The organism is Gordonia sp. CPCC 205515, from assembly GCF_048537925.1.
Classification (GTDB): Bacteria; Actinomycetota; Actinomycetes; order Mycobacteriales; family Mycobacteriaceae; genus Gordonia.
Genome location: NZ_JBCLVJ010000004.1, coordinates 291,248 through 312,389, shown reverse-complemented (window position 1 = coordinate 312,389; position 21,142 = coordinate 291,248). Strand labels below are relative to the sequence as shown.

General features: G+C 67.2%; 20 protein-coding genes, 1 tRNA gene and 1 other RNA gene. 7 read left to right on the top strand and 15 right to left on the bottom strand.

Features of this window, described 5'->3' with window-relative positions:
• Positions 1-14 precede the first annotated feature (14 nt).
• Positions 15-1,076 carry an alpha/beta hydrolase gene (locus tag AAFP30_RS06695; protein WP_419229087.1) on the bottom strand — a complete coding sequence of 354 codons (1,062 nt, stop codon included), beginning with the start codon at positions 1,074-1,076 and terminating at the stop codon, positions 15-17.
• Positions 1,077-1,141: 65 nt separating this feature from the next.
• Here AAFP30_RS06695 and AAFP30_RS06690 point away from each other — a divergent pair, with 65 nt between their 5' ends.
• Both AAFP30_RS06690 and AAFP30_RS06685 read left to right on the top strand, forming a co-directional pair.
• A complete protein-coding gene (locus tag AAFP30_RS06690; RefSeq protein WP_419229086.1) occupies positions 1,142-2,410 on the top strand; it encodes a MurT ligase domain-containing protein in 1,269 nt (422 codons plus the stop codon).
• The gene (locus tag AAFP30_RS06685) at positions 2,407-3,129 is read left to right on the top strand and encodes a type 1 glutamine amidotransferase (protein ID WP_419229085.1); all 723 of its coding nucleotides are present in this window, start codon (positions 2,407-2,409) and stop codon (positions 3,127-3,129) included. The genes AAFP30_RS06690 and AAFP30_RS06685 overlap by 4 nt, the downstream gene beginning before the upstream one ends.
• A gap of 159 nt (positions 3,130-3,288) precedes the next feature.
• Here AAFP30_RS06685 and AAFP30_RS06680 read toward each other — a convergent pair whose 3' ends face one another.
• Genes AAFP30_RS06680 through AAFP30_RS06650 form a run of 7 tightly spaced genes read right to left on the bottom strand, consistent with a single transcriptional unit; the run spans position 3,289 to position 7,307 of the window.
• Positions 3,289-4,005, bottom strand: coding sequence for a uracil-DNA glycosylase (locus tag AAFP30_RS06680; RefSeq protein WP_419229084.1), 717 nt, complete (start codon positions 4,003-4,005; stop codon positions 3,289-3,291).
• Between the two features lie 49 nt (positions 4,006-4,054).
• Positions 4,055-4,600: a uridine kinase family protein gene (locus AAFP30_RS06675; protein WP_419229083.1), complete on the bottom strand. Its 546-nt coding sequence runs from the start codon at positions 4,598-4,600 to the stop codon at positions 4,055-4,057.
• Positions 4,601-5,212 (bottom strand): recombination mediator RecR, encoded by a 612-nt coding sequence (recR, locus tag AAFP30_RS06670; protein WP_419229082.1) that lies wholly within the window; start codon positions 5,210-5,212, stop codon positions 4,601-4,603. It lies immediately after the preceding gene.
• A gap of 12 nt (positions 5,213-5,224) precedes the next feature.
• A complete protein-coding gene (locus AAFP30_RS06665) occupies positions 5,225-5,638 on the bottom strand; it encodes a YbaB/EbfC family nucleoid-associated protein (RefSeq protein WP_419229217.1) in 414 nt (137 codons plus the stop codon).
• Positions 5,616-5,945 (bottom strand): hypothetical protein, encoded by a 330-nt coding sequence (locus AAFP30_RS06660; protein ID WP_419229081.1) that lies wholly within the window; start codon positions 5,943-5,945, stop codon positions 5,616-5,618. The genes AAFP30_RS06665 and AAFP30_RS06660 overlap by 23 nt, the downstream gene beginning before the upstream one ends.
• Before the next feature lie 4 nt (positions 5,946-5,949).
• Complete coding sequence (locus tag AAFP30_RS06655; RefSeq protein WP_419229080.1) at positions 5,950-6,813, bottom strand: pseudouridine synthase; 864 nt, start codon at positions 6,811-6,813, stop codon at positions 5,950-5,952.
• 56 nt (positions 6,814-6,869) lie between these two features.
• Positions 6,870-7,307, bottom strand: a complete 438-nt coding sequence (locus AAFP30_RS06650) for an SRPBCC family protein (protein WP_419229079.1) — start codon at positions 7,305-7,307, stop codon at positions 6,870-6,872.
• A 79-nt stretch (positions 7,308-7,386) separates the two neighbouring features.
• Here AAFP30_RS06650 and AAFP30_RS06645 point away from each other — a divergent pair, with 79 nt between their 5' ends.
• The gene (locus AAFP30_RS06645; RefSeq protein ID WP_419229216.1) at positions 7,387-8,778 is read left to right on the top strand and encodes an FAD-binding protein; all 1,392 of its coding nucleotides are present in this window, start codon (positions 7,387-7,389) and stop codon (positions 8,776-8,778) included.
• Positions 8,775-10,100 (top strand): class I SAM-dependent methyltransferase, encoded by a 1,326-nt coding sequence (locus tag AAFP30_RS06640; protein ID WP_419229078.1) that lies wholly within the window; start codon positions 8,775-8,777, stop codon positions 10,098-10,100. Before AAFP30_RS06645 ends, AAFP30_RS06640 begins: the two co-directional genes overlap by 4 nt.
• A 173-nt stretch (positions 10,101-10,273) precedes the next feature.
• On the opposite strand, the gene AAFP30_RS06635 is transcribed toward AAFP30_RS06640, so the two are convergent.
• A complete protein-coding gene (locus AAFP30_RS06635; RefSeq protein ID WP_419229077.1) occupies positions 10,274-12,748 on the bottom strand; it encodes a DNA polymerase III subunit gamma and tau in 2,475 nt (824 codons plus the stop codon).
• Between the two features lie 62 nt (positions 12,749-12,810).
• The gene (locus AAFP30_RS06630; protein ID WP_419229076.1) at positions 12,811-13,404 is read right to left on the bottom strand and encodes a TetR/AcrR family transcriptional regulator; all 594 of its coding nucleotides are present in this window, start codon (positions 13,402-13,404) and stop codon (positions 12,811-12,813) included.
• Positions 13,405-13,561: 157 nt separating this feature from the next.
• On the opposite strand from AAFP30_RS06630, the gene AAFP30_RS06625 reads away from it, so the two are divergent.
• A complete protein-coding gene (locus tag AAFP30_RS06625) occupies positions 13,562-15,121 on the top strand; it encodes an MFS transporter (protein WP_419229075.1) in 1,560 nt (519 codons plus the stop codon).
• A gap of 12 nt (positions 15,122-15,133) precedes the next feature.
• On the opposite strand, the gene AAFP30_RS06620 is transcribed toward AAFP30_RS06625, so the two are convergent.
• The 5 genes from AAFP30_RS06620 to ffs all read right to left on the bottom strand — a co-directional run bounded on the left by AAFP30_RS06620 (position 15,134) and on the right by ffs (position 19,981).
• Positions 15,134-16,690 (bottom strand): acyl-CoA synthetase, encoded by a 1,557-nt coding sequence (locus AAFP30_RS06620; protein WP_419229074.1) that lies wholly within the window; start codon positions 16,688-16,690, stop codon positions 15,134-15,136.
• Positions 16,691-16,715: 25 nt separating this feature from the next.
• Positions 16,716-17,168, bottom strand: coding sequence for a hypothetical protein (locus AAFP30_RS06615; protein WP_419229073.1), 453 nt, complete (start codon positions 17,166-17,168; stop codon positions 16,716-16,718).
• A 79-nt stretch (positions 17,169-17,247) separates the two neighbouring features.
• Positions 17,248-18,528 carry a glycosyltransferase 87 family protein gene (locus AAFP30_RS06610; RefSeq protein ID WP_419229072.1) on the bottom strand — a complete coding sequence of 427 codons (1,281 nt, stop codon included), beginning with the start codon at positions 18,526-18,528 and terminating at the stop codon, positions 17,248-17,250.
• Between the two features lie 21 nt (positions 18,529-18,549).
• The gene (locus AAFP30_RS06605) at positions 18,550-19,830 is read right to left on the bottom strand and encodes an aminotransferase class I/II-fold pyridoxal phosphate-dependent enzyme (RefSeq protein ID WP_419229071.1); all 1,281 of its coding nucleotides are present in this window, start codon (positions 19,828-19,830) and stop codon (positions 18,550-18,552) included.
• A 56-nt stretch (positions 19,831-19,886) separates the two neighbouring features.
• Positions 19,887-19,981: signal recognition particle sRNA small type (gene ffs, locus AAFP30_RS06600), an RNA gene on the bottom strand.
• Positions 19,982-20,074: 93 nt separating this feature from the next.
• Between ffs and AAFP30_RS06595 the strand changes: the two genes are divergently transcribed.
• Positions 20,075-20,160, top strand: a tRNA-Ser gene (locus AAFP30_RS06595).
• Positions 20,161-20,225: 65 nt separating this feature from the next.
• Entirely contained in the window at positions 20,226-21,059 is an 834-nt protein-coding gene (locus AAFP30_RS06590; protein ID WP_419229070.1) for an NmrA/HSCARG family protein, read from the top strand.
• Positions 21,060-21,142: the final 83 nt, after the last annotated feature.

Sequence of the window (21,142 nt, the reverse complement as noted above, 5' to 3'; positions counted from 1 at the left end):
GCCCGCGCGTGCGTTCAGCGGAACGCACCCGCGAGGGCGTCCCCGATCCTGTTGACGGCGGCGCGGGCATCGGGGCTGATGAGCGTCATGTTCGCGAAGCCGTGGATGAGGCTGCTCGCGCGGTCGAGGGTGACCGGGACCCCGGCCTCCCGCAGGCGCTCGGCGTAGGCGATGCCCTCGTCCCGGAGTGGGTCGAACCCGGCGACGATCACGTAGGCGGGCGCGACGCCCGACAGGTCGTCGGCCAGTAACGGCGACACCCGCGGGTCGGTGCGCTGCGCCAGGTCGGGCACGTAGTGATCGAGGAACCAATCCATGTGCTCATCGGTCAGGAACAGACCCGAGGCAAACTCACGGCGGGACTCGCGCTTGGTGACCAGATCGGTGGCGGGATAGATCAGCATCTGCAGGCACGGCGTCACGTCCTCGCCACGCACCTGCTGGGCGATGACCGCGCTGAGGTTGCCGCCCGCGCTGTCGCCGGCGACCGCGATCCGATCGACCGGAACACCCCAGGTCGGGGCCTTGTCCACGGCGAAACGCCAGGCCGCGAGGGCGTCGTCGACGGCCGCCGGGAACGGGTGCTCCGGGGCGAGCCGATAGTCCACGGAGAGCACGTCGGCGCCGGTGGCGATGGCCAGCCGACGTACCAGGTTGTCGTGGGTGACGCGATCACCCTGCACGAACCCGCCGCCGTGGAAGAACACCATTACGCCCACCGACTCGATCTGCGCGCGGTAGCGGGTGGCGGGGATCCGCCCGTCGGGACCGTCGATGTGCAGATCTTCCTCGACGGCCATCGGCGGCAGGTCCTCGGCCAGCGCGCCGGCGTTCTCCCGCAGGTCCGCGCGGGCCTTCGCGACCGGCTTACCCGCCAACTCGAACGCCGGCAGGGTCTCGGCGACCCAGCCGGTCAACGCCATCTCCGGCGCCAGCCGGTCGCCGTCGGAGTTCACCCGGTTGCGCTTGCCTACCGCCCGGCGCAATACCGACGGCGGCAGGGCCCCGGTCCCGCGCATCACGACGCGCTGAATACGGGCGGAAATACTCAATGACAACTCTGTGGCCTGGCTCACGGCCGCGAGCGTACCCGGCCTGCGCAGACGCGCTCCGTCGAGCACCTTGTGACAGACTCTCACCCATGTCCGACCGGAACCGCCTCCCGCTCCGCACCACCGTGGCCCTGGGCGCGGCGTCCGCGGCACGCTGGGCGTCGCGCACCGCGGGCCGCGGCAAGGGCTCGATGATCGGCGGTCTGGTAGCCGCCAAGATCGACCCGCAGATCATGGGTCGTCTCGCCGCCGGGAAACGCACCGCGATCGTCACCGGCACCAACGGCAAGTCCACCACCACCCGGATGACCGCCGCCGCCCTGTCCGAGTTGGGCGCGGTCGCCACGCAGGCCGACGGTGCCAACATGGATGCCGGCATCATCGCCACCCTCACCCTGGATCGCGGCGCATCCATCTGCGCTCTCGAGGTCGACGAACTGCACGTCCCGCACGTCAGCGACGCCGTCGACCCCGAAGTTCTTGTGCTCCTCAACCTTTCCCGCGATCAACTGGACCGCGTCGGCGAGATCAACATGATCGAACGTCGCCTGCGCGAGGGGATCTCGCATCATCCCGAGACGACGATCGTCGCCAACTGTGACGACGTCTTGATCACCTCGATGGCCTTCGACGCTCCGAAAGTTCTGTGGGTGGCCGCGGGTTCGAGCTGGGTGGGCGACTCGGTCAGCTGCCCGCGCACCGGTGAGCCGATCATCCGGTCCGGCGACGACTGGCGCTCCAGCGGCGACGAGAACTTCCGTCGACCCACCCCGGACTGGTGGTTCGACGACGACAACATCTACGGCCCCAACGGTTTCCAAGCACCACTGACCCTGTCGGTACCGGGCCGGGCCAATCGCGGCAACGCCACCCAGGCCGTGGCCGCGGCGGTCGCTATGGGCGCCGACCCCGCGAAAGCCGTTGCGGCGGTAGGCACAGTCGGCGAGGTCGCCGGACGGTACGGCGTGCACCAGGTGGGCAACCATTCGGTCCGGACACTGTTGGCCAAGAACCCGGCCGGCTGGCAGGAAGCGCTGTCGATGATCGACCAGGATGCCGACGGACTGGTCATCGCGGTCAACGGGCAAGTGCCCGACGGCGAGGATCTCTCCTGGCTGTGGGATGTGCGGTTCGAGGCGTTCGAGACGATGGCTGTGGTCGCGGCCGGCGAACGCGCAGCGGATCTTTCGGTGCGTCTGCTCTACGCCGGTGCCGAGCACACCACCATCCCCGACCCCCTGAAGGCGATCGCGTCGTGCCCACCCGGCCGCGTCGAAGTCCTGGCCAACTACACGGCTTTCCGCGATCTCGGCACCGCGATCGAACGCGCGGAGCGGGCCCGAAAGGGGGAGCAGTGAGCGAATCGACCCTGCGGATCGGGCTGGTGCTCCCCGACGTGATGGGCACCTACGGCGACGGTGGTAACGCGTTGATCCTGCGGCAACGCGCCCGGATGCGCGGCATCGATGCCGAGATCATCCAGATCACCCTCGACGACGAGGTTCCCGACTCGCTTGACGTCTACACCCTCGGTGGCGCAGAGGATTACGCGCAACGCCTGGCCACCCGGCACCTCACCCGGTTCCCCGGGTTGCAGCGTGCGGCGGCCGCGGGACGCCCCGTCCTCGCCATCTGCGCCGCCATCCAGGTGCTCGGTCACTGGTATGAGACCTCGGCCGGTGAGCGGGTCGACGGCATCTCCCTGTTCGACCTGACGACCTCGCCGCAGGCAACCCGCAGCATCGGCGAATTGGTCACCGACCCAACACTTCCCGGCCTGACCCAGCCGCTGACCGGCTTCGAGAACCACCGCGGCGGGTCCACCGTCGGCCCCGACTCGACACCGCTGGCGCGGGTGCGGCACGGCGTCGGCAACGGAGTCGGCGACGGCACCGAGGGCGTGGTCAGCGGTTCGGTGATCGGCACGTACCTGCACGGTCCAGCTCTGGCCCGCAATCCCGAACTGGCCGACTATCTGCTGGCCCGCGCAATGGGCACGGATTCGCTTGCCCCGCTCGATCTTCCGGAGGTGGATCGGCTGCGCAAGGAACGACTCGCTGCCGGTCGCCGCGGCTGACTCACCCCCGGTCGAACATCGCGAACCGGAACTTCGAGCACACCTCGGCACCGCACACCGAGCAGTCGGTCCCCGTGCGGTAGTGCAGGTGCGCATCTCGACGATGTCCACAGCGGCAGCGGGATTCCGGACCGCGCCCCAACCAGCGATTCACTGTGGTCAGCCGGAACATCGCGACACCCCCGCATTCTCGGCCGCAGCCGTCAGCACGTCCACGAGCATGGCCGGCGTGAGCCGCCCGGTGAACGTATTATGTTGACTCACATGGTAACTGGCAAAGAATGTCAACTCCTCGCCGCCCCGTCGGATGACCGTACGCGCACCGTGGGTGAACTTCGGCCGTGGCCGATCGATCACCCAGCCGAGGTCGCGGAAAGCGCGCAAACCGGACTGCCAGCCGAACGCCCCGAGCACCACCACCGACCGCAATGTCGGCAGCAATAGCGCGAGTTCGGCGTCGAGCCATCGGGCGCAGGTGTCGCGTTCGGTGACGGTCGGCTTGTTCTGCGGCGGAGCGCACCGGACCGGTGCGGTCATCCGCACGCCGTAGAGCGTCATGCCGTCGTCGATGGCGGTCGCGGTGGGTTGGGAGGCGAGTCCGGCGTCGTAGAGCGCGCGGAACAACACGTCGCCGCTCTGGTCGCCGGTGAACATGCGGCCGGTGCGGTTGGCGCCGTGCGCCGCCGGCGCCAGACCGAGGATCAGCACTCGTGCGTCGATCGGTCCGAATCCGGGAACCGGTCGGCCCCAATATGTCTGGTCGGCAAACGCGGCACGCTTCTCGGCCGCGACCTGTTCGCGCCAGGCCACCAATCGCGGGCATGCCCGGCACTCGACGAGGTCGGCGTCGAGTGCGACGATGCTGCGGTAGCCCACGGTTTCACCGTAGTCCGCGCGGCGTCGGTGCGATCAGAGAACAAGGTACTCAATCGAGTACGCGGCACCGCTCACGAGTGCGGTCGACCGCGAACCAGCCACGTTCGAACTGTTGCCATCGTTCGAGCATCGGCCGTGACTCCTCACCGTCGCGGGCGACGGTACGTGCCAGCCGTTCCGCGGCCGGACCACCATCGAGCCACAGCGAGTAGGTGAGGCGTTTGGCGATCCGTTGCCGCGCCGAGGACACCCCCTCGATGACCAGCAGCGGCTCCCACCGCAACCAGACCTGCGGACCGGGGCCGGGTACGCCGTCGCGCCAGACCCGCGGCCGGTAGGTGTAGTCGCGGCGACGGATGAACGCATGCAACACATCGGTTTCCAGCTCCGGCCACCACGCGACAGGGTTGTCCCAGGTGGCGAAGTCGTCGGTGCGGATCAACACCACCCCGGTGCCGCGGCACCGGAGTTTGGCGACCAGCGCGTCGGCCACGGTGGACTTCCCCGCCCCCGACGGACCGTCGATCGCGACGATGCCGGATTCCATCTCGGCGGCGAGCTCCTCGAGTCGCGCGTCGAGGTCGGGACTGATCATTCAGGCCAGGACACGCCGACCGGACAGCGCACGGCCGAGCGTCAGTTCGTCGGCGAACTCGAGGTCGCCGCCCATCGGGAGTCCGGAGGCCAGTCGTGTCACCGACAGTCCCGGGAAGTCCTTGAGCATCCGCAGCAGATAGGTGGCCGTGGCCTCACCCTCGGTGTTCGGATCCGTCGCGACGATCACCTCGGTGACGTCGACGCCGTCGGCCTGATTGGCCAGCCGCTTGAGCAGTTCCCGAATCCGCAGCTGGTCGGGGCCGATCCCGGACAACGGATCGAGCGCCCCGCCGAGCACGTGATAGCGGCCGTTGAACTCCTTGGTCCGCTCGATCGCGTGCACATCCTTGGGTTCTTCGACGACGCAGATCTTGGTCGCGTCACGCCGCGAGTCCGAGCAGATGCGGCACAGCTCGTTGGCCGACACGTTGCCGCATTCGGCGCAGAACGTGACATCGTCGCGTACCCGGCCGAGCGCGTTGATCAGCCGGTCGATCTCGTTGTTGTCGATCGAAAGCAGGTGAAACGCGATGCGCTGCGCGCCCTTGGGCCCGAGTCCCGGCTGTTTGGCGAGCTCGTCGATCAGATCCTGAATGGGTCCCTCGTACATCGGGCCGGTGATTCAGCCGAGGCCGGGCAGGCCGCCGCCGAGTCCACCGGCGAGCGGGCCCATCTTCTCGCTCGCGAGTTCCTCGCGCTTGGTCGACAGGTCGGCGAGCGCACCGAGGACCAGGTCCTGCAGGGTCTCGACATCCTCGGGGTCGACGACCTTGGGATCGATGGTCACCTTGGTGACCTCGCCGGTTCCGTTTCCGGTCACCGTGACCAGGCCGTTTCCGGCGGTTCCGGTGATCTCGGCCGCCGCGATCTCGTTCTGTGCGGACAGCAGCTTCTCCTGCATCTGCTGAGCCTGCGCCAACAGCCCGGCCATCGGGTTGTCACCGCCCTCGCCGCCGCCGAACAGTGCGCTGGGGTCGAAAGGTTGAGTCACGCGTCCCAGGGTAGTCGCCGGATCAGCGCAGCAACCGATCGACATGCGCGGCGAGTTCGTCGACGGTGTCCCCATCGCGCGGGGTGACCTCGAAGGACAGCACGTCGTCGCCGAACAGCCGACCGGCTCGTGGGGTCAGTGCGAACTCGAATCGATCCTCGACGCGGCGCCACTGCACGATGCCGTTGTAGATGGGCGCGCTGGCGCCGGTGGTCACGCAGTATTCGTCGGCACGTGGTCCGCCGACGAGGTCGCGCTGGATCTGGAAGCACGCCAGGGACTCGTCGTCGATGAAGACGACGGCCTCACAGCCCAGATCGGTATGCCGCTCGTAGCTCGCCTGGATGGCCATTGCGTCAGGCTACCGACCGCCCGGACACGAACTCCCGCGCCTGTCCGGTGAGCGGGTCGTCGAAGCTCAGCGAATACGCCACCAATCGCAGCGGTTCGCGGAAATCGCCGTGATCGGGGCGTTCGGCGAGATGGGGCCGAATGTCGGGGTAGAGCGGGTCCCCGACGATGCCGATCCCGAGTTCGGCCATGTGCATGCGCAGTTGGTGCGTGCGGCCGGTCTCCGGCCGGAGGTCGTAGACGCCGCCCGCCGCGGTGTCCTCGAGCAGCGTGATGGTGCTGATCGCGTTGACCTCGCCGTCGACCACCCGCGCCCGCAGATCCCCCGCGGTCTTCTCGATCCGATTACTGATCGTCACCGGGGTGGTCAGGTCCGGCCGTACCGGCGCCAACGCCCGATAGGTCTTCCGCGCCCGCCGGTGAGCGAAAAGGTCCTGGTAGGCCGCCCGCACGTCGGGCCGCACGGTGAACAGCAGCACACCCGCGGTAAGACGGTCGAGCCGGTGGGCGGGCGCGATCAGATCGTTGCCGAGGTCGCGACGCAGCCGGACCAGCGCGGTCTCGGTGACGTGCCGCCCGCGCGGCATGGTGGCCAGAAAGTGCGGTTTGTCGACGACGACGATCGCGTCGTCCCGATAGAGAATCGGCAGGTCGAAGGGGATGTGCGGTTCGTCGGGCAGATCCCGGTAGAGAAAGACCGACGCATTGAGGCGCGCCGGGTCGTCGAGTGCCACCGGCCGGCCGTCGGCGTCGACGATCTCGCCGTGCGCGGCACGATTGTCGAGGTCGGCGCGGGTCAGCCCGACCAGCGATCGGGTGTCGAGCAGACAGTCGGCGACGGTGCGTGCGGGCCCGGCCCGCAGCACCACCCGGGTGGCGTCGACACCGTCGCGCGGCGGCAGCGGGGTCGACCGGCGACGACGGCTCAGTTCTCCAGGCGCTTCTTGAGATTGCCGAGCAGCTCGGCCTGGATCTTGTTGAGGCCCTTGGGCGCGAACGTCTTCTCGAAGAACCCGCCGATGCCGCCGGCACCGTTCCAGGTGGTGGTCGTGGTCACGGTGCTGCCCGCCCCGGCCTTGGACACCTGGTAGGTCGTGACCAGCGACGAATTCTCGTCGGTCTCGGTGATGGTGTCCGGGCTCACCCGGACGTTCGCCTTCACGTCACGCTGACGCTTCTCGGTGGCCTGCAGAATCCAGTGCACGACGGTGCCGTCGCCGTTGCCGCCGGAGAGCACCTGGTAGTCGCGATAATTCGCGGGCAGGATCGCCGGACGCGCCTCGTGGTAATCGGCGAGCGCGGCGACCACGGCATCCGGGGCGACGGCGATATCGATCGACTGAGATGCGGAAACCTGACCCACAGCGGGTACTCCTTAGACCTGATTGGCGGGTGACTTACTCACGTCCTAGGCTATCCAAGTGAGGTCGGACCGGTTGGAGATGGGGGCGCAGGCCTTCGACGAGGGAGTTGCCAAGCTCCTCGAGAGCTATCGCGCGATACCCGACGGCGCCACCGTGCGGTTGGCGAAGAAGACGTCGAACCTCTTCCGCAAGCGCGCCAAGAACCCCTACCCCGGACTCGATGTGTCCGGATTGGATCGGGTCATCTCGGTCGACGCCGCGGCGAAGACCGCCGACGTCGCGGGCATGTGCACCTACGAGAACCTCGTGGCCGCCACCCTGCCGTACGGGCTGGCGCCGAAGGTGGTGCCGCAACTCAAGACGATCACCCTCGGCGGCGCGGTCACCGGGCTGGGCATCGAGTCCACGTCGTTTCGCAACGGTCTGCCGCACGAGTCGGTCCTGGAGATCGACATCCTCACCGGCGCAGGCGAAATCATCACCGCCACTCCCACCAACGAGCACGCCGACCTGTTCTTCGGTTTCCCCAATTCCTATGGCACGCTTGGCTATTCGGTGCGACTGAAGATCGAGCTGGAACCGGTGCCGCCGTATGTCGCCCTGCGCCATGTCCGATTCGGGTCACTCACCGAGCTCCAGGAGACGATGACCTCGATCATCGCCGACGGCTCCTACGACGGCGAGCAGGTCGACTACCTCGACGGCGTGGTGTTCACCGCCGACGAGTGCTACCTGACCCTTGGGCGGCAGACCGCAGACGAAGGGCCGGTCTCGAACTACACCGGGATGGACATCTTCTACCGGTCGATCCAACACGCAACGTGCATCACCAGGGACCGCCTGACCATCCACGACTACCTCTGGCGCTGGGACACCGACTGGTTCTGGTGCTCCCGGGCGTTCGGCGCCCAGAATCCGCGGGTTCGCCGGTTCTGGCCGAAGTCTTTGCTGCGCAGCAGCTTCTACTGGAAGCTGATCGGACTCGACCACCGTTTCAACATCGGCGACAAGCTCAACGCCCGCAAGGGAGAGCCACCGAGCGAGCGGGTCGTGCAGGACATCGAGGTGCCGATCGAGAACACCACCGCGTACGTGGCCTGGTTCCTGGAGAACGTTCCGATCGAGCCGATCTGGTTGTGCCCGTTGAAACTTCGTGAGCCGGCGGTTCCCGGCAGCGATACCGCGCGACCGTGGCCGCTGTATCCGCTGGAGCCGCACCGCGTGTACGTCAACGTCGGCTTCTGGTCGGCGGTGCCGGTGACCCCGGGCGATCCGGGGCACACCAACAAGTTGATCGAGCACAAGGTCGCCGAACTCGACGGCCACAAGTCGCTCTACTCCGAATCGTTCTACTCCCCCGAAGAGTTCGACGAGCTCTACGGGGGCGAGAGTTATCGTCTCCTCAAGAAGCGGTACGACCCGCGCGGCCGGCTGCTGGACCTGTATGCGAAAGCGGTGAAACAGCAATGACGACCTTCAAGGACAGTTCGGTACAGCCCACCGGCGACACGTCGTCGCACAGGATGTCGCTGGCACAGATCTTCGAGTCGCTGATGGGCGGCAACCTAACCATTCGGGTCACCGCCTACGACGGCAGCTCTGCCGGCCCGGCCGACGCCGAGTACGGCCTGAACCTCAAGACACCGCGCGGCACAACCTATCTGGTGACCGCGCCCGGCGACCTCGGCCTGGCGCGCGCGTACATCGCGGGCGATCTCGAGTTGGTCGGCGCCCATCCCGGCGACCCCTACGGTGCGCTGCGCGCCCTTGCCAGCGACCTCGAGTTCAAGCGTCCGTCGCCGCTGACGCTCGCGAACATCGCGCGATCGCTGGGCATCGAGCACTTCAAGCCGATCGCACCGCCGCCGCAGGAGGCGTTGCCGCGCTGGCGCCGATTCGCCGGTGGTCTGCGGCACAGCAAGACTCGCGACGCCGAGGTGATCCACCATCACTACGACGTGTCGAACACCTTCTACGAGTGGGTACTCGGGCCGTCGATGACCTACACCTGCGCCGTGTATCCGGAGCTCGAGGCATCGCTGGAGACCGCGCAGGAGAACAAGTATCGCCTGATCTTCGACAAGCTGCGCCTCAAGCCTGGCGACCGTCTCCTCGACATCGGTTGCGGCTGGGGCGGAATGGTCCGCTACGCCGCCCGCCGCGGGGTGCACGTGATCGGCGCGACCCTGTCGGCCGAGCAGGCCGAATGGGCGCAGCAGGCCATCATCGACGAGGGTCTGAGCGAGTTCGCCGAGGTGCGGCACACCGATTACCGCGACGTCACCGAGACCGGATTCGACGCCATCTCCTCGATCGGCCTGACCGAGCACATCGGTGTCGGCAACTACCCCGCCTACTTCGGCTTCATCCGTGACCGCCTGCGGGTTGGCGGAATGTTGTTGAACCACTGCATCACTCGGCCCGACAACAACAAGAACGCGCGCGCCGGTTCGTTCATCGACCGCTACGTGTTCCCCGACGGCGAGCTCACCGGCTCCGGCAAGATCATCTCCAAGCTGCAGGACATCGGCGGCATGGAAGTGGTGCACGAGGAGAACTTCCGCTTCCACTATGCGATGACCCTGCGCGACTGGAACAAGAACCTCGTCGACCACTGGGACGAGGCCGTCGAAGAGGTCGGCGAGGGCACCGCCCGCCTCTGGGGCCTCTACATGGCCGGCTGCCGCATCGGTTTTGAGCGAGACATCATCCAGCTGCACCACGTCCTGGCGACCAAGCTCGACAACAAGGGCGGCAGCGACCTCCCCCTCCGCCCTTGGTGGGACGCCTGAGCCACCCGCTGGTTTCAGCCGCCCACCCGCCGGTTGAGCGCGACGAGCCTCACCGCCGGTTGAGCGCGACGAGCCCCACCGCCGGTTGAGCGCGACGAGCGAGCGCAGCGAGCCCGACGCTGGTCGAAACCGCCCATTCGATGACAAGTGCACCGCCAACAGGACGACGGCACTCACTCGATCGGCCGCGCCCCCAGTTCGCTCTTGAGCAGCTCCAACGCCACCTGATCAGGGTCGAGCCGACTCTCCGGCGCCCCCGAGTGCGCGTCGGCGACCATCTCGTCGCGCTCGGCGTCGGTCAGTTCCTCGTCGGATCGCGGTGGGGTCGGTTCCGGCTCGGGTTCGGGTTCCGGCGGAAGTTCCTCCGACGGTTGGCCCGTGCCACCGCCGCTCTGCTCAGCACCCGACTGCCCGCCTGACCGGCTGGGCCGCGAGAACTTCGGACGCTGTTGCGGCGCTTGCGGTTCCGAGGTGGTGCGGGTGGGAGTGGACGTGGGTACCGCGGCACCGGGCGGCACATGAATCGTCTGCACGTCGAGCTCGGTCTCGAAAACCTCACGCAGGGCATCACGCAGAATGCCGGTGGCGTGCGGTGCCGACAATCGCCCGACCAGTACCTCCGCCGGGTGACCGATCACCACGGTCTGGTCCTGCAGGTCGTGGATGGTCGCCGCCGACAGCATCGGTTCGAGACTCTTCGACCGCGTGCGCACAGCGGTGCGCACGTCCTGGAACCGCTTGCGCATCGACTCGACGTCAAGGCCACCCGACGCTGCGGGCTCCGGCTCGGGTTCCGGCGTCGGCGCCGCAGGCGCCTGCCGACGTGCCGCACCCCGCTCCCCCTCCGGTGGCGCCTCAAAATCGGAAGGCTCGTCGGGCAGCGGGATGTCGTCAATCTCGCCGACAGCAACCACTTCCGCGTCGACAGCAACCACTTTGTCGCCGACAGCAACCGTTTCCGCGTCGACAGCAACCACTTTCTCGCCGACAGCAACCGTTTCCGCGTCGACAGCAACCGGGCGGTCGGCCGGAACGCGTGCCGGCGGCTGCGGCGCGGTCGGATTGCCACCCCCGCGCGGTGCTATCGGCGGCTTTTCGGTTGCTGTGGGCGCAGGGGTGGGCGCTGTCGACGCAGGGGCGGGCGCCGTCGACGCAGCAGGGGGCGCTGTCGGCGCAGGGGTGGGCGCTGTCGACGCAGCGGGGGGCGCCGTCGACTCAGCAGCGGGCGCCGTCGACTCAGCAGCGGGCGCCGTCGACGCAGCAGCGGGCGCTGTCGACGCAGGGGCGGGCGCTGTCGACGTATCAGCGGGCGCCGTCGACGCAGGGGTTTCAGCCGCCTTGCGCTGCGAGGGCCGCACATACTTCGGTGGCGGCTCGTTGTCCGACGGGGCGGTCACAGACGGGGCAGCGACACGAGGCGCCGCTGCGGGAGGAGCGTCCCCATCGACGGTGGCTTGCGCGGAAGGTGCTGGGCGAGGGGCACTTCCGCTGGGTGCCACGACCCCCGACTCGAGTCGTTCGAGTCGCTGCAACAGCGCGGCGTCGTCGGAGGCGGCACTCGGTAGCAGCATGCGGGCGCACATCACCTCGAGCAGCAGCCGGGGTGAGGTGGTTCCGCGCATCTCGCCGAGCGCGGTATGCACGATCTCGGCGTAACGCGTCAACGACGCCGGACCCAGCGTTTCGATCTGGGCTTGCATCCGCTGCAGCTGATCGCCGGGCGCCTCAACGAGTCCGCGGTCGGCGGCATCCGGAACCGCTTGCAGCAGAATCAGATCCCGGAGCCGTTCGAGCAGGTCGATGGCGAAACGTCGCGGATCGTGGCCGGCGTCCACCATCTTCTCGACAGCCCCGAACAGCGCCGCACCATCGGCGGTGGCGAGTGCATCGATCGAGTCGTCGATGAGCGCGATATCGGTGACGCCGAGCAGGGCCAGGGCCCGGTCGTAGGTGACGCCCTCGTCGGATGCACCGGCGAGGAGCTGATCGAGAATGCTCAGCGAGTCGCGTGGTGACCCGCCACCGGCCCGGATCACCAGCGGATAGACCTCGGGCGCAACGGTCACCTGCTCGCGTTCACAGATCCGCTCGAGCAGCCCACGCATCACCGGCGGCGCCAAGAGCCGGAACGGGTAGTGATGCGTGCGCGACCGAATGGTCGGGAGCACCTTCTCCGGCTCGGTCGTCGCGAACACGAAGATGAGGTGCTCCGGCGGCTCCTCGACGATCTTGAGCAGCGCGTTGAAGCCCGCGGTGGTGACCATGTGCGCTTCGTCGACGATGAACACGCGATACCGCGATTCCGCCGGCGCATAAAAGGCGCGGTCACGGAGTTCGCGCGTGTCGTCGACGCCGCCGTGACTGGCTGCGTCGAGTTCGATCACGTCGAGATTGCCCGGTCCACCGGGCCCGAGCGCCACGCACGAATCACAGGTGCCGCACGGCGTCGACGTCGGTCCATGCGCGCAGTTCAGTGATCGTGCCAGGATGCGCGCCGACGACGTCTTGCCACAGCCCCGCGGTCCGGAGAACAGGTAGGCGTGATTGATGCGGCCGGAGTCGAGCGCACGACTCAACGGATCGGTGACGTGCTCCTGACCAACGACTTCGGCGAAGGTTGCCGGGCGATAGGTGCGATACAGAGCCACGCGTCGAGACTACCGGCGATCACCGACAAGGCGATCCGCTCCCCCATGCCTGTGGATGAAGCTCAGGAACCGCCGACCAGGAGCGACATCCACGAATCCGTGAGCGTCTCCAGACAGATTTCCCGCGGCGTGATCCAGCCGGTCCGGAACCACCGCTGCGACAGGTATTCGAGCTGACCAAACGCCAGGATGCAGCGCACCCGACGGTCCTCGGCATCGAATCGTCCCGCACTCGCCAGCCCGTTCTGCATGGAGGAGATCGTGTCGTCGAACCACTTCTCGATGGCCTGATCGACATCGCTCTCGATGGATGCGGCCTGGTGCGCGACGACCATGTACGGCTTGAGGATCTCCCACTGCGTGAACTTGCGATCGAGCCACGTGCGGATGAGGTCGCGCGACCCGATCTCCACCACCGTTTCCAGCGGCGGATCATCCGCCTCGGTGAGGAGGCCGTCCGCGCTGCGCACCAGCTCCGACATCACCTCGGCCTTCGACGGAAAGTGCAGGTAGAACGTAGCGCGGGTGGTTCCGGCCGCGGTGGCGATGTCGTCGATGGTGGTCGCCGCGTAGCCCTTCTCCTCGAACTTGGCGAGCGCGGTGTCGAGCAACAGTTGCCGCGTCTGCTGTTTCTGGAGCTCTCGGAGCGTGGCCATGCCGACAGCGTAACGGCCGATCAGGGTACATACGGTTCGTATCTCCACAATTCTTCTAGACCATTCACTTGACAGTATGTCACTTCAGTACTTATGTTGTTGCTCGCATCACAGTCATCTCCGACCGTGACCTCCCTTTCGATCACCGAGGAACCCCATGAGTACCGATCCATCCCGCACCCGCGGCACCGGCACATTGGTTGCCGCCTCGCTCGCCGTCATGGTCGCCCAGATCGCGAACGCCCTGCCGGGCGCGCTGAACGGCGTCTTCCAAGAGTCCTTCGGGACGGTCGGCTCCCAGCTGACCTGGATCACGGCGGCGTTCATGATCCCGGTGGTCGTCTTCGAGCTCACCTTCGGCGTGCTCGGCGACCGCTTCGGTCACCGCAAGCTCGTCGTCGGCGGTTCCGTGCTGGTCGGCATCGGTTCGTTCGTCGCCGTACTGGCTCCGACGGTGCAGTGGATGTGGGTCGCCTCGGCGATCAACGGCCTGGGCGCCGGCGCCATCTTCCCGGCGTCGCTGGCGCTGGTCGCGTCGATCAGCACGACCGTGCATGACCGTATCCGCCGAATCGCGGTCTGGGCCGGCTTTCTGTCGGCCGGTTCGGCCATCTCACCGTTGCTCGGCGGCATGTTCGCCGACGCCGGATGGTGGCGCGGCGCTTATGTTTTCGTCATCGTCGCGGCACTGATCGCGGCGGTGCTGACCCTGGTCCTCGCCCAGGAATCGACTCGCCACCCGGAACGACGACCCGACCTGTGGGGCCAGATCACCTTTGCCGTCGGACTCACCGCGGTGCTGTTCGGGTTGGTGCAGGGACCCGAAAATGGTTGGGGATCAACATCTGTCGTCACCGCCCTGGTCAGCGGCGCCATCCTGCTCGCGATCTTCCTGGTCATCGAGACCAAGGTGTCGTCGCCGCTGCTCGACCTTTCGCTCTTCCGCATTCGACAGTTCAGTGTGTCCTCGATCGTCGCTGTCGTCGGCATGTTCGCGTTCCTCGGCGCCTGCTTCTCCACCAGCATGTGGCTCGGACCGGTCCAGCACCAGAGTCCGCTCTACACCGGCCTGATGTTCCTGCTCCTGCAGGGGCCCGCGTTCGTGCTGATCCCGGTCATCGCGCGGCTCCAAATGCGCGTTCCCGCACACCTGCTCCTGTCCGTCGGGTTCGGCGCCATGGCCGTCGGCGCGTTCCTCGCCTCACGCAACGACGTGCTGAATCCCGCAGTCAGCGCGTTCGTGCTGCCGTGTCTGCTCGTCGGCATCGGCTTCGCGCTCACGCTGTCGCCGATGACCGCGGTCGCGGTGAACTCGGTGCCGGTCAATCGCACCGGAACCGCGAGTGCGGTCACGAATCTGCTGCGCGATCTCGGCTTCGCCCTCGGCCCGGTCCTCGTGGGTGCGATCGCGCTCAGTTCGGCCGGCACCAAGCTCATCGAAGACTTGCAGTCCGCGAATCTTGATCCGGCGCAAGCAGGTCCGGCGATGGGTATCGCCCAGGCCGGTGGCCCGATCGCGGTCAACAGCCTCCCGCCGGGCGCACCCGGTTCGGCCGCACACTCGATCGCGCTCGAGGCGCTCGGCAGCGGCTTCACGCAGGCCTACGTCGTGGTGGCGATCGCCGCGGTCGCGGCTGCGGCCCTCAGCTTCTTCGGCCTCCGCTCGAAGCGGGTTCGCGAGGAGACACTCGAGGTGGTGGCGGTTCCGGCCACCTGATTCGAGCCGCTATTACGTCGCCTGCCCTGCCCCGAACTGTTCGCGCAGTTGGTATTTCAATACCTTGCCGGACGGATTACGGGGCAGGGCTTCGACGAACTCCAGGCGCAGGGGCAGTTTGTACGCGGCGAGTTGGTCGGCGGCGAACTCCCGCAATTCGTCCAGCGTCACCGATTCCCCAGAGGCGGCCGCGATCACGGCCGTCACCGCCTCTCCCCACTTCGCGTCCGGGAGACCCAGGATCGCCACCTCGGCGACCGCGGGATGGCTGTAGAGGATGCTTTCCACCTCTGCGGGATAGACGTTTTCGCCGCCGGTGATCACCATGTCCTTGACGCGGTCGACGACGTAGATGTAGCCGTCGGCGTCCTCCCGTCCGACGTCACCGGTGTGGAACCAGCCTTCGTCGTCGATGGCGGCTGCGGTCGCCTCCGGCCGATTCCAGTAGCCGGCCATCACCTGCGGTCCGCGCACACAGATCTCGCCCGGCTCCCCCAATGGCACAACGGTATTGGCGGCATCGACGAGCCGGACATCGGACAGCGCCATCACCTTGTTGCCGGCCGCGCCGATCTTGCGTTCGGATTCCTCGAGACTCATGACCAGGGCACTCGGCGAGGTCTCGGTCAGCCCATACCCTTGCGCGAACGGGATTCCGCGCGCCCCGTAGCGTCGCATCAGCGGCTCCGGCACCGGCGCTCCACCGCAGATGAGGAACCGCAGGCTCGACACGTCGGCGGTCTCGAACTCGGGCACCTGGCTCATGAACAGGAACATCGCCGGGACACCGAACATCGTTGTCACCCGATACTTTTCGATCGCCTGCAGGGCACCGACCGGATCGAACGACGGGGCGAGCACCACATGCCCGCCCTTCTGCAGCGTCATCAGGGTGGTGACGTTGAGTCCGCCGATGTGGAACAGCGGAGCCGCGACATAGGTGGTGTCCGACGACACCACGTCGAAGCTCAGCAGTCCGTTCACGTTGTTCCAGAACAGGTTTCCGTGCGTGAGCAGCGCACCCTTGGGGCGGCCGGTGGTACCGGAGGTGTACATGATCAGCGCAACCTCGCCGGGCGCCGGGTGGGCGGGTTCGGTGATCGGTTCGTGGGCGGCGATCAGATCCTCGGCGGCCTCCCACCCATCGGCTGCCGTCACCGCGATCCGCCGGGTCAGCGACGCGAGATCGCCTGCGATGGAATCGATCACCCCGGTGAAGTCGTCGGCAGCGACGAGTGTGTGGACACCGGCGTCGTCGAGGATGTAGGCGAGTTCCGGGCCAGTGAGCCGAAAGTTCAACGGCACGAACGTCGCTCCGGCGCGCACTGCGGCAAACATGGTGGTGAGGAACATCGGATGGTTGAGGCCGAGGTAGCCGACGCGGTCGCCGGGGCCGATCCCGCCGGCCACCAAGGCCGTCGAGAGCCGGTCGATGCGGTCCTGCAGTTCCGCGAAGGTCTGCGTCGTTCCGTCGAAGGTGATCGCCGGACGATCCGGTCCGATCGCCGCGCGCCGGGCCGTCCACGATCCGAGGTCCATCGCCGATTCCGGTGTCTCCACACGTGTCATGGCGACAGCGTAGAGCGGCGCGTCGTCAGACGGTGGCGGTTCCGCTGCAGATGGGCGCGGGCAACGCCGGAATCAGCCCGTGGCCGACGGATCTGATGGTGATCCGGATCGGGCCACGCCCGCGGAGATCGTCGATTTGGTAGCCGGAAAGATCGGCGAGACTCGGCTGCCACCGACGGTGGAAGGTCTCCGACCGATTCGTCGTCAGGGAGGTGACGGTGATCGTCGTGTCCACGGTGCTGGGGAACACCGCTTTGCTGTACGACCACAGACTGAACAGTCCCGGCCGGTTGGTGTCGGTGCGGACCGAGACACCATTGTTGAACGGCAGGTCGACGATGTTGGGGCTGATGCTCCAACAGTTCATGCCCACCGTCTGCGTGCGCAAGACCGCGTCGGCGGGTGGGGCGAGGGCAACGGTGGCGGCCAGCGTCGTGCCGAGTGCGGCGGCCGTGGTGAGGGTGATTCGACGTCGCATGGTTCTGCTCCCTTCGACGCGAGACGCGAGGACGATCCGCACGCCCCTACTGGGACAGTCGACCAGGTTCCCGTGTTCGTTACCGCGGGACGAAGAGCGCTGGATCGACGGTGGGCCGCGCGATGGGTCGTCGTCGCAGCACCAGGATCGTCGACGCCACGGTCACGATGAAGACGACGTTGTACGGGTACACGGTGAACCATTCCAGCCAGGTGATGCCGTGTTTGAAGAACAGTCCGATGAGGTAGGCGTCGGGCACGGTCCGGTTGACGAACCAGATGGGGTGCGCGAGGTAGGTGCGCCAGGAGAAGGCGACGAGCATCATCCCGAGCAGCCCGGCCACGAGGAGCCCGTAGGTGAGCGCACGACGACCCGGCGTCAGCAGCAGATGCACGCCGATCACCACCAGCGGCACCATCCACACCCAGTGATGTCCCCAGGAGACCGGCGAGATCGCGCAGGCGGTCAGCCCGACGACGGTGATCGCCAGGAGTTCCTGGCCATGTCGATGCGCGAGGACCGCCGCATACATGCCGGCGACCAGCGCGGCCACCGCCAGCACCACCCACAGCAACCCGTTCGGCGTATCGGTGTGCATCAGGTTGGCCAGCCACCCGCGTAGCGACTGGTTGCCGACGGTCTGCGGCGCACCCACCCGGTCCGGGTCGAACAGTTTGTCGGTCCAGTACGACCACGACCCGCTCGGCAGGATCAGGAACCCGACGACGACGGTGCCGACGAACCCCGCGATCACCCCGACCATCGACCGCCACTGCCGCAGCACCGCCAGGTAGAGCACGAAGATCAGCGGAGTCAGCTTGATGCCTGCCGCGATACCGGTACCCACCCCGCGCAGCCGGCTGTGCTCGGGTCGCGCGAGGTCGGCGACGATGAGCAGCAGCAGGAATACATTGATCTGTCCGTACCAGATGGTCGTGCGGACGGGTTCGAGCAGAATGACGACCGCGACCAGCGACAACGCGATGACCCGCAGCGGCCAGCTCGCCCGGCGACCCAGGCTGCGGAAGCTGAGCATGATGATCAGGTATAGCGCCAGCAGGATGCCGACCGACCAGATCACGCGGGCGACCTCGAACGGCACCCACGCGAACGGGATGAAGATCAGGATCGAGATCGGCGCATAGGTGTAGTCCATCTGGCCGAGCAGCTTGGCGTCGTAGAGACTGCCGCCGTCGAGCACGGTCTGCGCGCCGGCCCGGTAGACGTCGAGGTCGAGCTGGTTGCCGAACAGCCCCCAGAACGGGGTGCTGAACGGGACGACGACGTTCTGCAGCCAGATCGCGATCAGCCCGATCACCACGAAAACGGCAGCGATCAGCGCCGATCTACTCCGATTCATGCCTGCACGACGACCAGTGGGTCAGGCGTCGCGTGCAGTGAGCAGCGATTCCGACGCGGCCAGCAGCACGCAGGTCGCGACGCCGTCCATGGCGACCTTGAGGTCGTCGGTCGACGGGAACGTCGGGGCGAGTCGGATGTTGCGGTCGAACGGGTCCTCGCGATATGGGAAGGCCGACCCGGCCGCGGTGAGCGCGATGCCCGCCTCTTTGGCCAGCGCGATCACCCGACGGGCGGTGCCGTCGATGACGTCGAGGTTGATGAAGTAGCCGCCCTCGGGCTCCGACCACGCGGCGACCTTGGAGTCGGCGAGCCGGTCGTTGAGGATGTCGAGGACCAGCGCGAACTTCGGCGCCAGGATCTCCCGATGCCGGGCCATGTGGGCGCGGACGCCGTCGGCGTCGCCGAAGAACCGCGCGTGGCGCAGCTGGTTGAGCTTGTCCGGTCCGATCGACTTGAACGAGAAGTGCTTGGTGAACCATTCGACGTTGGCCGGCGACGACCCGAAGAACGCCACCCCGGCTCCGGCGAAGGTGATCTTCGACGTGGAACCCAGCACGTAGACGCGGTTGGGGTGGCCGGCTTCGGCGGCCCAGTCGAGCACCGGGAACGGCGTCGGCGCGGCGTCGACCAGGGTGTGCACCGCGTAGGCGTTGTCCCAGATGATGCGGAAGTCGTCGGCGGCCGGCATGGCCAGCAGCGCCCGGGTGACCTCTTCGGTGAAGGTGACGCCGGTGGGGTTCGAGTAGGTCGGGACCGCCCACATGCCCTTGATGCTCGGGTCGTTGGCGGTCAGCGCGGCGCACGCGTCGACGTCGGGGCCGTTCGGCAGCATCGGCACCGGGATCATCTCGATGCAGTAGCTCTCGGTGATGGCGAAATGCCGGTCGTAGCCGGGGGCCGGGCACAGGAACTTGATCGGCTCGCTGCCCCACGGCTTGTCCGAGTCGTTGGTGCCGGACAGCAGGGCGAACACGATGAGGTCGTGCATGACCTCGAGGCTGGCGTTGCCCAGCGCAAGGAGGTTCTTCGGGTCGACGGCGAGCAGTTCGCCGAAGATCTCACGCAGTTCGGGGATACCGGTGAGGCCGCCGTAGTTGCGGGTGTCGGTGCCGGCGGAGTCCTTGTAGACACCGTCGCCGGGCAGCGACAGCAACTCGTTGGAGAGGTCGAGTTGCTCGGGCGCGGGCTTGCCGCGGGTCAGATCCAGCTTCAGGCCCGCAGCGCGCAGCTGGTCGTACAGCTTCTGCAGGTCGGACTGGGTATCGCGGAGTTCGGCAGCACTCATTGAGTGGTAATTCAACGCGGGACCTCTCGCGCAGACACCGCTGTGGGTGGGCGGTGACGCTCTCTGGTTTATGTAGGGGACCCCGCGCACCCGAGAGAGCCCGTTGACCCTTGCTGCCTTCCGGCCCTGGGGGAGTTCACAGGATGCACGCCGCGCGGGATCCGTCGTCAAGTGTAGCGGTACCGATGTAGCGCTTGGGTGGGGGTCCTTCCCCGCCCGTTTTGGGTGCTGACGCTTCGTTGGTTACCATGGCCAGGCTGGAGGATTCGCCTAGTGGCCTATGGCGCTCGCCTGGAACGCGGGTTGGGTTAATAGCCCTCAGGAGTTCGAATCTCCTATCCTCCGCGCTGACGATCCGCAGCGACCGGCATTTCGACCGGTCGCTGCGGATCTTTCTTTATGTTGGAGACATGACATATGTCGTGCTCGGTGCCACCGGAGGTCAGGGAGGGGCGGTTGTCGACGCGCTCCTTGACGCGCAGTTGCCCGTGCGGGCGTTGGTCCGCAATCCGTCGTCGGGCCGTGCGCAGGCGCTCGCCGAGCGTGGCGTCGAGCTCGCGGTCGGCGACATCGTCGCGGGCACCGGACTCGCCGACGCGTTCGCCGGCAGTTCCGGCGTGTTCGCGCTGACCACCCCGTTCGAATCCGGACCGGACGCGGAGATCGCGCAGGGCACCTCCATCCTGGACGCGGCCCGCTCCGGCGCGGTCCCCTATCTGGTGTTCTCGTCGGTCGCCAGCGCCGACCTCGGGACCGGGGTGCCGCATTTCGAATCGAAGTACCGGGTCGAGCAGCTACTGGCCGACAGCGACATTCGGCACACCATCGTCGGACCCACCTACTTCTACGACAACCTCCTCGGCGGCTCCGACGCACTGGCTGCCGGCGTCATGCCGCTGGGGATGCCCGATGACACACCGCTGCAACAACTCTCGCGACAAGATCTGGGGCGATTCGTCGCCGGACTGTTCGCCGATCCGGACGCCTACGTCGGCGAGCGCATCGACATCGCCTCCGATGCGCCGACCCCGGCACAGATGGCGGCGACGCTGTCCGACGTCCTCGGTCGCCCGCTGACTGCGGAATCTTTTGATCCCGAACGTATTTCGTCCGAGGATATGCGCGCGATGTTCACTTTCCTGGGCCGCGACGGGTATTCCGTCGACATCCCGGCGCTGCATGAGCGGTTCCCCGAAGTGGGGTGGGTGTCGTTTGCCGAGTGGGCGGCAGCGGAGCTGACCTGAGACCTACGCGCACAGAGCGGCGCGGGAGGTGGTCGAAGTTTTGGACAAGACCGGGGGTTTCTGTAATCACCCCGGCCTCTGGT

Bases quoted from the DNA above. Each gene is read 5' to 3' on its own strand.
- recR (WP_419229082.1), bottom strand. From the start codon at position 5,212: ATGTACGAGGGACCCATTCAGGATCTGATCGACGAGCTCGCCAAACAG.
- AAFP30_RS06615 (WP_419229073.1), bottom strand. From the start codon at position 17,168: ATGCGACGTCGAATCACCCTCACCACGGCCGCCGCACTCGGCACGACG.
- AAFP30_RS06660 (WP_419229081.1), bottom strand. From the start codon at position 5,945: ATGGCCATCCAGGCGAGCTACGAGCGGCATACCGATCTGGGCTGTGAG.
- AAFP30_RS06590 (WP_419229070.1), top strand. From the start codon at position 20,226: ATGACATATGTCGTGCTCGGTGCCACCGGAGGTCAGGGAGGGGCGGTT.
- AAFP30_RS06630 (WP_419229076.1), bottom strand. From the start codon at position 13,404: ATGGCCACGCTCCGAGAGCTCCAGAAACAGCAGACGCGGCAACTGTTG.
- AAFP30_RS06675 (WP_419229083.1), bottom strand. From the start codon at position 4,600: ATGATCAGTCCCGACCTCGACGCGCGACTCGAGGAGCTCGCCGCCGAG.
- AAFP30_RS06620 (WP_419229074.1), bottom strand. From the start codon at position 16,690: ATGACACGTGTGGAGACACCGGAATCGGCGATGGACCTCGGATCGTGG.
- AAFP30_RS06645 (WP_419229216.1), top strand. From the start codon at position 7,387: ATGGGGGCGCAGGCCTTCGACGAGGGAGTTGCCAAGCTCCTCGAGAGC.
- AAFP30_RS06625 (WP_419229075.1), top strand. From the start codon at position 13,562: ATGAGTACCGATCCATCCCGCACCCGCGGCACCGGCACATTGGTTGCC.
- AAFP30_RS06640 (WP_419229078.1), top strand. From the start codon at position 8,775: ATGACGACCTTCAAGGACAGTTCGGTACAGCCCACCGGCGACACGTCG.
- AAFP30_RS06690 (WP_419229086.1), top strand. From the start codon at position 1,142: ATGTCCGACCGGAACCGCCTCCCGCTCCGCACCACCGTGGCCCTGGGC.
- AAFP30_RS06665 (WP_419229217.1), bottom strand. From the start codon at position 5,638: ATGTCGATCGGTTGCTGCGCTGATCCGGCGACTACCCTGGGACGCGTG.
- AAFP30_RS06610 (WP_419229072.1), bottom strand. From the start codon at position 18,528: ATGAATCGGAGTAGATCGGCGCTGATCGCTGCCGTTTTCGTGGTGATC.